The organism is Variovorax sp. 01N429 (assembly GCF_056399425.1).
Map to the genome: position 1 here is coordinate 1 of NZ_JBFTRG010000071.1, position 567 is coordinate 567.

Below are 567 nucleotides of genomic sequence, written 5' to 3' on the forward strand. Positions count from 1 at the left end.
GGCCCCTGCGGCCTGACCGTCTCGCGACCCGGACTGAGGGCGGGGAGCGGCACGCCTGCCGCTCCCCCGTCCGGTCACCGGGCTGCCGGTCGCCGGACCTGTCCGGTCACCGCGCCGGACGCAGGAACTCCCGCGTGCGTTCGGTGAAGTCGCGGACCGCCGGCGAGTCCCGGTACGGCGACAGCCGCAGCGAGAACTCCCGGACGTAGTCGACCGCGCGGGCCGACCGCAGACCGCCCGCCTGCTCGGTGGCGGCCGCCGACACCTCGCACGCCTGGTCGAGTTCGCCCAGCCCGAGCAGCGCGGTGGCCAGCACCGTGCCGCAGAACAACCGGCTGCGCGCGTACTCCTCCTCCCGGAGCTTCAACGACCGCTCGGCGAACTCCTTGGCTCTGCGGTGGTCTTCCAGGTCCCGGAAGCAATGCGCGTGCTCGTCGTGCAGCTGGGCCTCGTCCATGTGCCGGACCCATTCCGGGTCTTCGCTCGGCGGCCCGGCCTGCCCGAACGCCTGCTCGGCGCGCACCAGCGACGCCATGCAGGACCGGCTGTCGGCGAGCAGCCCGTGGC

At 74.3% G+C, this 567-nt stretch carries 1 protein-coding gene; it reads right to left on the bottom strand.

Going from position 1 to position 567, the window contains the following annotated elements; translation table 11 throughout:
* Nucleotides 1-106: 106 nt before the first annotated feature.
* A partial coding sequence (locus tag AC1DSF_RS30625; RefSeq protein WP_478184074.1) for a hypothetical protein occupies nucleotides 107-567 on the bottom strand: 461 nt, incomplete at its 5' end.